We start from the raw sequence: 8,196 nt of genomic DNA, 5'->3' as shown, positions 1-8,196 counted from the left end.
GGGGTTCCCCGGGCGCGACGGCTCAGGCCGCGCCCGCACCGGTGAGGGAACGCACCTCCAGCTCGGCGAACCGGTCCGGATCGGTCGGCTCGGCCGAGGTGACCGTCCCGACCCAGCCCGCCAGGAAGCCGAGCGGGATGGAGACGATGCCCGGGTTCTCCAGCGGGAACCAGTGGAAGTCGAGGCCGGGGAAGAGCGCCTCGGCGGAGCCGGACACCACCGGAGAGAAGAACACCAGCACGATCGCCGGGATCAGCCCGCCGTACACCGCCCAGACCGCGCCACGGACGGTGAACCGCGACCAGAACAGGCTGTACAGCAGCACCGGCAGGTTGGAGGAGGCGGCGACGGCGAAGGCCAGGCCGACCAGGAAGGCGACGTTCAGGTGCTGGGCGAAGAGGCTGATCACGATCGCCGTCGCCCCGATCCCGGCGGCGGCGATCCGGGCGACCACCACCTCCTGCTGCTCGCTGACCTCGGACGTCGACTCCTCCGACCGGGAGGCCGGGACGGCCTCGCCCCGACGGCGCCGACCGCGGCCCTGCTTCGTCTGCACCTGCCCCGGCCGGGCGCGCCAGGCGCCGGCCCAGATGTCGTGGGCGAAGGCCGCCGAGGAGGCCAGGGTCAGCCCGGCGACCACGGCGAGGATGGTCGCGAAGGCGATCGCCGAGATCAGTGCGAACAGCACCACCCCGCCGGTGCTGCCGTTGCCGCCGCCGAGCATCAGGGCGAGCAGCGGAACAGCGGTGTTCCCGGCCGAGTTGGCGTGCCGCACCTCGGCCGAGCCGATCAGCGCGGTGGCGCCGAGGCCGAGCACGATGGCCATCAGGTAGAAGCTGCCGACCAGGCCGATCGCCCACATCGTGGAGCGGCGGGCGGCCCGCGCGGTGGGCACGGTGTAGAAGCGGGACAGGATGTGCGGCAGGCCCGCGGTGCCGAGCACCAGGCCGAGGCCGAGGCTGACGAAGTCCAGCCGGCTGGTGATGCTGCCGCCGTACTTGAGCCCGGGCTCCAGGTAGCGGTGCCCGGCGCCGCTGTGCTGGGCGGCCTGGCGCATCAGCTCGCCGAGGTCCCCGTGGAAGCGGACCACCAGCAGCACGGTGAGCAGCACCGAACCGCCGGTCAGCAGGAAGGCCTTGATGATCTGGATCCAGGTGGTGGCCCGCATCCCGCCGATGGTGACGTAGACGATCATCAGGGCGCCGACCGCGATGATGGTCCAGGTGCGGGCGTGCGGGCTGCCGGTGCCGAGCAGCAGGGCGACCAGCGAACCGGCGCCGACCATCTGGGCGACCAGGTAGAGCAGGGTGACCACGACGCTGGCGCCGCCGGCCGCGGCGCGCACCTTGCGGCGACGCAGCCGCAGCGCGAGCACGTCGGCGAGGGTGTACCGGCCGGCGTTGCGGACGAGTTCGGCGACCAGCATCAGCACCACCAGCCAGGCGACCAGGAAGCCGATGCTGTAGAGCACGCCGTCGTATCCGTACAGCGCGATCAGCCCGGCGACACCCAGGAAGGAGGCGGCGGAGAGGTAGTCACCGGAGAGCGCGAAGCCGTTCTGCAGCGGGGTGAAGTCGCGGCCGCCGGCGAAGAAGTCCTCGGCGGCGTTGCCCTGGCGGCCGACCCAGAGGGTGACCCCGAGGGTGACCAGGACGACGACGGCGAACAGCGCGATGGCGAGCGAGTGGTGGTCGCCGGCGGGGGCGACGGGCGGCGGGGTGGCGGTCGTCACCACGGTCTGCACCGCGGCCTTCGCCACGTCGGTGGGCAGGGTGAGCATCAAGGTTGTCATCGCAGTTGGTCCTGGGTGTCCCAGCGCAGACCCAGGGCGGCGCGGTCGCGCTTGGTCCGGGAGTTGCGGGCGTAGAGCCAGGTGAGCAGGAAGGTCGAGGCGAACTGCAGCAGCCCCAGCAGCCAGGCCACGTTGAGCGGACCGGCCACCGTCCTGCGCATCAGGTCGGGGGCACCGGCCTGGGCGGCGACGAACAGCAGGTACCAGGCGAGGAAGGCGCCGGTGATCGGGAAGACGAATGTCCGGTAGCTGCGGCGGATCTGACGGAACGTCGCGCTCGCCTGGACCGCCCGGTAGACCTCGGTGCGGTCGGCGACCGGCTCCTCGTCCAGTGGCGCGCCTGGTGCGGCCGGGGCCTCGGGGTCGGCTGGGGTGGTCTGGGCGAACGGCTCGACGGCGGCCCCGTGGACCGGTTCGCCGACGGCCACTGGCCCGACGACGGCCTCTGTCGGCCGGTCCGTACGGGCGTGGTCCGTACGGACGGGGCCCGACTGCGCCGGTACCGCCGTTCGGCGGTGCGCAGCCGATGGCTCGGCGGACTCAACGGGGATGCCGGCGGCCGGAGCGGCCCACCAGTCGAATTGCTGTCCCGGACCGGGACTGCTCGTCTGCTGCTGTGGCACTGCTGCTCCTGGACGGCCGGATGTTCTGACCCGAACCATGATGGCGGCCCCAGGACAGCCCCCCTGACCATCGCAGATACGTTCACTCGATGAGGTGATCGATCATCCGACAGACACTCATCGGACTACTGCTGCGTCCCAGTGATTCCGTATCGGAAGGCGTACGCGACCGCCTGCGCCCGGTCCCGCACCGCGGTCTTGGCGAACAGATTGTTGATGTGGGTCTTCACGGTGGCCTGGCTGACGAACAGCCGCTGGGCGATCTCGGCGTTGGACAGCCCCTCGGCGATCAGCGCCAGCACCTCGGCCTCCCGGGCGGTCAGCCCGTCGGGCAGCTCCCCTGGCCGGGCGGCGGGCCGATCGGCGGCCGGTCCAGAGCGGCCGTTCTGCTCCGAAAGCCTTTCCAGCAAGCGGAGTTGGACCTGCGGGGAGAGCCCGGCGGCGCCCGAGCGGACGTCCGCGACGGCCCTGGCGATCTCCTCGGCGCCGGCGTCCTTGGTGAGGTAGCCGCGCGCGCCGGCCTGGAGCGCCGGGAACAGCGAGTCGTCGTCGGCGTAGGTGGTGAGCACCACGACCTCGGTCTCCGGGTGCGCCGCACGGATCCGCCTGGTCGCCTCGACGCCGTCGCAACGCGGCATCCGCAGATCCATCAGCACCACGTCCGGGTGATGACGCTCCACCAGGGCGACGGCCTCCTCCCCGTCCCCCGCCGCACCGACCACCTCGATGCCGGGCAGCAGCCCCAGCAGCATCACGATGCCCTCGCGCACCACCGTCTGGTCGTCCGCGACCAGCACCCTGGTCACCTCCGGACCGCTCATGCGCCCACCTCGCTGCGCTCGAAAGCCGCTTCGCTGCGCTCGAAAGCCGCTTCGCGAAACGCACACCCTCCGATGATGACCTCGCCGCGCTCACTCATGCCGGCACCCGCAGCACCACGCGCCACCCTCCGTCCTCCGGGCCCGCCACCAGCGTGCCGCCGAGCAGCTCCGCGCGTTCGCGCATTCCCAGCAGACCGTACCCGCTGCCGCTGGCGGCCAGTGCCCCCGGCGCCAGCTCACCTGCGGATCGGCCGCGCGGCGGCCGGGTGTTGCGCACCTCCAGCTCCACCGCTCCGTCCTGGTAACGCAGCTCGACGGAGCAGCGGGCGCCGGCCGCGTGCTTGCGGACGTTGGTCACCGCCTCCTGCGCGGTGCGCCGTACCGCGAGGGCGGCCTCGACGGCGAGCGGCCGGGGCGTTCCGACGACGGTGAGGGCGGCCCGCTCCCGCCCGGTCAGCTCGACCAGGAACTCCCCGACCGGGGTGAGCTCCCCGCGCAGCGCGGACAGCGCCTGCCGGGTCTCGGCCAGCCCGTCCTGCGCCATCCGCCGAGCGGCGACGACCCGTTCACGGATCTGCTCGCGGTCCGTCCCTGCGTCCAGCATCAGCCGGGCCGCCTCCAGGTGGACGAGCTGCGCGGAGAGGCTGTGGGCGAGCACGTCGTGGATCTCCCGGGCGATCCTGGCCCGTTCGGCGAGCGCGGCGCTCTCCGCTTCGGCGGCCCGGGCCGCCCGTTCCTGGGCGAGCAGCCGGCGGGAGGTGGCGCGTGCCTCGACGTCCAGCCGCAGCAGGTAGCCGAGCAGGGTGATCCCGCCGACGGTGGCCGCGATGCTGAGCCAGCTCGACGTGGTGACCGCCGCGTACGAGGCCAGCGCGGCCGCCGCCGTGATCAGCCCGGGCGCGAGCGGCATCCGGACCAGGGCCATCACCGCCAGGCCGTACCAGAGCACGTCGGCGAGCAGGGTCGCCTGGCCCGTGTCGGCCAGCCAGGCGGCGCCGAGCACCGCGCAGGCCAGCAGGTACGCGGGCAGCGGGCGCTGCTCCCGGGTGGCGCGCAGAAAGGCCGCGCAGAGCCCGACGGCGGCGGCCAGTCCGGCCGCGGCGGCCACCGCCGCCCAGCCGGCGAACCTGCCGGCGGCGAGGGTCCCCCAGACGACGGTGACCAGCAGCACGGTCCGGCCGAGCAGGGTGAGGACCCGCCGCGGCCGGCTCTCGGCCTCGCGGTCCATCCCCTCGCGGGACGGCCAGCGGGTCCAGTACCACCCGGCCACGGGTGCCTCCTCGGTGCTCACAGCGGTGGGTCAGGGCGGTGGGTCGGGGCGGTACGGCGGCGGATCCGTGCAGGTCAGTGCAGTACGGCGGTGGGCGGCGCGGGCTCCAGCCTCCCGGCCCTCCAGTTCACCACGAGCGAGCGGACCAGCAGCAGGACCGCCATGCCGAGCATCAGGGAGCTGCCGGACTGGTGGACGTGCAGCGCCGTGCCGATCCCGTACAGGCCGAGCCGGACGGCGATCATCCCGATCCAGGCGGCCACCGTGGCCTTGGTCCCCCTGGCCATGACCGAGCCGTCCGGGGACCGCCAGAGCCGTACCGTCCAGCCCCAGACCGAGCCCATCCCGAGCACCGCGACCAGCCCGGCGGCCAGCAGGACCGTCGACAGCACGGTGTGCTGACGGTCGATGATCTGCGGGTCCCGCAGCGCGAGCGCGCCCAGGACCAGCGGCAGCAGCCAGAAGCGGCGCTCGGTGTCCAGGCGCTGGGCCCGCATCTGGCGCTGGACCACCAGGACCACCACAACGGCGATCACGAGCAGGTTGGCGAGGGCGGTCATCGGACTTCTCCGTCCCGACGAGAGGCGTGTTGCTGACCTCTCCGACGCTACGGACGCACCGCTTCCCGCTGATCGGAGCCGGGGTGGACCTCGGGTGGAACGGAAACGCCGCGTCCTCCACCCGTGGGTGGAGGACGCGGCGAACGGGAGTGCGTCAGGCGTCGATGCGCGAGCGGTCCAGGGTGGCCGCCGAGTCGACGATGAACTCCTTGCGCGGGGCGACGTCGTTGCCCATCAGCAGGTCGAAGATCTTCTCGGCCTGCTCCAGGTCGCCCAGGTTGATCCGGCGCAGCGTGCGGTGGCGCGGGTCCATGGTGGTCTCGGCCAGCTGGTCGGCGTCCATCTCGCCCAGACCCTTGTAGCGCTGCACCGGCTCCTTCCAGCGCATGTTCTTGCGCTGGAACTCCAGCAGGGTGGAGCGCAGTTCGGCGTCGGAGTAGGTGTAGTGGTACTTTTCCTGGCCGCGCTTGGGGTTGGTGAGCTCGATCCGGTGCAGCGGCGGCACGGCGGCGAAGACCCGGCCCTGCTCGACCATCGGCCGCATGTAGCGGTGGAAGAGGGTGAGCAGCAGGGTGCGGATGTGCGAGCCGTCGACGTCGGCGTCGGCCATGAAGATGACCCGGCCGTAGCGGGCCTGGTCGATGTCGAAGGTGCGGCCGGAGCCGGCCCCTATCACCTGGATGATCGCGGCGCACTCGGCGTTCTTGAGCATGTCGCTCACCGAGGCCTTCTGCACGTTCAGGATCTTGCCGCGGATCGGCAGCAGTGCCTGGAACTCGGAGTTGCGGGCGAGCTTGGCGGTGCCGAGCGCGGAGTCGCCCTCGACGATGAACAGTTCGCTGCGGTCGACGTCGTCACTGCGGCAGTCGGCCAGCTTGGCGGGCAGCGAGCTGGTCTCCAGCGCGGTCTTGCGGCGCTGGGCCTCCTTGTGCTGCCGGGCGGCGACCCGGGTGCGGGCGGCCGCGACGACCTTCTCCAACACGGCCCGGGCCTGGAGCTTCTGGTCCTTCTTGGCCGAGGTGAGGAAGGCCTTGAGCTCCTTCGCGACGACGGCGGCGACGATCCGGTTGGCCGCCGAGGTGCCGAGCACCTCCTTGGTCTGACCCTCGAACTGCGGCTCGGCGAGCCGGACGGTGACCACCGCGGTGAGGCCCTCGGTGGCGTCGTCCTTGGTGATGTCGTCCTCGGCGACGCGCAGCAGCTTGCTCGCCCGCAGCGCCTCGTTGACCGTCTTGGCCAGCGAGCGCTCGAAGCCGGTGACGTGGGTGCCTCCCTTGGGGGTGGCGATGATGTTGACGAAGGAGCGCAGGGTGGTGTCGTAGCCGGTGCCCCAGCGCAGCGCGATGTCCACGCCGAGGTGGCGGGTGACCTCGGTGGGGGTCATGTGGCCGAGGTCGTCCAGGACCGGCACGGTCTCCTTGAAGGTGCCCTCGCCATGCAGCCGCAGCACGTCGCAGACCGGCTTGTCGGGGGCCAGGAACTCGCAGAACTCGGCGATGCCGCCGTCGTAGTGGAAGACCGACTCCTCGACCTGCTCGCTCTCGGTGAGACGCTCGTCACGCACCACGATGGTCAGGCCGGGGACCAGGAAGGCGGTCTGCCGGGCGCGGCTGTGCAGCGTCTCCAGGGAGAGCTTGGCGTCCTTGAGGAAGATCTGCCGGTCGGCCCAGTAGCGGATGCGGGTGCCGGTGCGGGTCTTCGGCACCTTGCGGGCCCTGGTCAGGCCGTTGCCCGGCTCGAAGGGCGCGTCCGGGCTGGTCTCGGTGAAGATGCCGGGGGTGCCGCGGCGGAAACTGATCGCGTGGGTGTGCCCGCCGCGGTCGACCTCGACGTCGAGGCGGGCGGAGAGCGCGTTGACGACCGAGGCGCCGACGCCGTGCAGACCGCCGGAGGCCGCGTAGGAGCCGCCGCCGAACTTGCCGCCCGCGTGCAGCTTGGTCATCACGACCTCGACGCCGGACAGCCCGGTCTTGGGCTCGACGTCGACCGGGATGCCGCGCCCGTTGTCCCGGACCTCAACCGAGGAGTCGGGGTGCAGCAGGACCTCGATGCGGTCGCAGTAACCGCCCAGCGCCTCGTCGACGGAGTTGTCGATGATCTCCCAGAGGCAGTGCATCAGACCGCGGCTGTCGGTCGAGCCGATGTACATGCCGGGGCGCTTGCGGACCGCCTCCAGGCCCTCCAGGACGAGCAGGTGCCGCGCGGTGTAGTTGGAACCGTCGTCGCCGGCCAGCAGCGCGGACGGCACGGTCGTTTCGGCACTCACGCGGCACTCTCCTCGGTGAAGTTCTGTCTCATCGGTCACATCCGGACGCATCCGGACCAAACGCCAGTGCAGCACGCCGCACCGACATCCGTCGCCCTGCGTGCCCGAGCACCTGCGCGGGGTGCACAGCACGACGGGCCGGCCCCGCGCAGCTTGTACGCGCTGCGCGAACAAGCACCGCACGCGGGTACGGGCCCGGGGGCGCCATCTCCTCCCGGTACCACCGGTCCTGGCGGATCGTGGGGCCCGGCACAGGCTCCGGAACTGCCGTTATGCAGGCTACCGGGGCCCGGGACGGGGCTTATGCTCCAACCCGGCAGAGGATTATGCTACGCGGACCTCGCACCCGATCCCGATCGGGCGTTCGAGCGATGGGCGGATCCCGGGATTCGGCACGCATGAACCACCGACGCCCGGGGCACGTCCTCATCAACACAGCAGAATCCTCAGAGAAGAAAAGCCACGAGCGGGAACGTTTTCGGCCTGGTTGGATGTTGACCCTGGTACGACAGCTCGTCGAGCTAGAGAAGAGGCGACGTGACTACTGTTCTGACCCCTGCGAGCCCGCTCACCGCGGCTGACCGCTGCGACCGCTGCGGCGCCCAGGCCTACCTGCGCGTCGTACTCGCCAGCGGCGGAGAGCTGCTCTTCTGCGCCCACCACGGCCGGAAGTTCGAGCCCGAGCTCAAGAAGATCGCCGTGGAGATACAGGACGAGAGCGGCCGTCTCACCACGACTACGGCCACGGCCGCCGACGACGAGCGCTGATCCCGGGCGCCAAAACCAGCAGTCGGCGTCGAGCTGTGTCCGGCCGTGCACCGTGCGCGACCGGTGAGCCGGGCGACCGACCCCTTCGGGGTCCGG

7 protein-coding genes are annotated in these 8,196 nt (G+C 71.8%); 1 reads left to right on the top strand and 6 read right to left on the bottom strand.

Annotation, left to right across the window (positions count from 1 at the left end; genetic code table 11):
* Positions 1-22 precede the first annotated feature (22 nt).
* From ACFU7Y_RS34660 to ACFU7Y_RS34635, 6 genes are all read right to left on the bottom strand, one after another.
* Positions 23-1,792, bottom strand: coding sequence for a cation acetate symporter (locus ACFU7Y_RS34660; RefSeq protein ID WP_380770739.1), 1,770 nt, complete (start codon positions 1,790-1,792; stop codon positions 23-25).
* Positions 1,789-2,220 (bottom strand): DUF485 domain-containing protein, encoded by a 432-nt coding sequence (locus ACFU7Y_RS34655; RefSeq protein ID WP_224280342.1) that lies wholly within the window; start codon positions 2,218-2,220, stop codon positions 1,789-1,791. The genes ACFU7Y_RS34660 and ACFU7Y_RS34655 overlap by 4 nt, the downstream gene beginning before the upstream one ends.
* Before the next feature lie 320 nt (positions 2,221-2,540).
* A complete protein-coding gene (locus tag ACFU7Y_RS34650; RefSeq protein WP_224280340.1) occupies positions 2,541-3,236 on the bottom strand; it encodes a response regulator transcription factor in 696 nt (231 codons plus the stop codon).
* 94 nt (positions 3,237-3,330) lie between these two features.
* Positions 3,331-4,464 carry a sensor histidine kinase gene (locus ACFU7Y_RS34645; protein WP_380770741.1) on the bottom strand — a complete coding sequence of 378 codons (1,134 nt, stop codon included), beginning with the start codon at positions 4,462-4,464 and terminating at the stop codon, positions 3,331-3,333.
* A 116-nt stretch (positions 4,465-4,580) separates the two neighbouring features.
* Entirely contained in the window at positions 4,581-5,066 is a 486-nt protein-coding gene (locus tag ACFU7Y_RS34640) for a CcdC protein domain-containing protein (RefSeq protein ID WP_224280338.1), read from the bottom strand.
* Between the two features lie 154 nt (positions 5,067-5,220).
* The gene (locus ACFU7Y_RS34635; RefSeq protein ID WP_224280336.1) at positions 5,221-7,332 is read right to left on the bottom strand and encodes a type IIA DNA topoisomerase subunit B; all 2,112 of its coding nucleotides are present in this window, start codon (positions 7,330-7,332) and stop codon (positions 5,221-5,223) included.
* Positions 7,333-7,869: 537 nt separating this feature from the next.
* Between ACFU7Y_RS34635 and ACFU7Y_RS34630 the strand changes: the two genes are divergently transcribed.
* Positions 7,870-8,100, top strand: coding sequence for a hypothetical protein (locus ACFU7Y_RS34630; protein ID WP_224280335.1), 231 nt, complete (start codon positions 7,870-7,872; stop codon positions 8,098-8,100).
* The last annotated feature ends 96 nt before the right edge of the window (positions 8,101-8,196 follow it).

It is taken from the genome of Kitasatospora sp. NPDC057542, assembly GCF_042801945.1.
Taxonomy (GTDB): Bacteria; Actinomycetota; Actinomycetes; order Streptomycetales; family Streptomycetaceae; genus Kitasatospora.
The sequence above is the reverse complement of the archived record's forward strand: the minus strand, read 5'-3'. Positions and strand labels throughout refer to the sequence as shown.

Excerpts from the sequence above, each read along its gene's own strand:
- ACFU7Y_RS34660 (WP_380770739.1), bottom strand. The coding sequence starts at position 1,792 with ATGACAACCTTGATGCTCACCCTGCCCACCGACGTGGCGAAGGCCGCG.
- ACFU7Y_RS34650 (WP_224280340.1), bottom strand. The coding sequence starts at position 3,236 with ATGAGCGGTCCGGAGGTGACCAGGGTGCTGGTCGCGGACGACCAGACG.
- ACFU7Y_RS34645 (WP_380770741.1), bottom strand. The coding sequence starts at position 4,464 with ATGGACCGCGAGGCCGAGAGCCGGCCGCGGCGGGTCCTCACCCTGCTC.
- ACFU7Y_RS34640 (WP_224280338.1), bottom strand. The coding sequence starts at position 5,066 with ATGACCGCCCTCGCCAACCTGCTCGTGATCGCCGTTGTGGTGGTCCTG.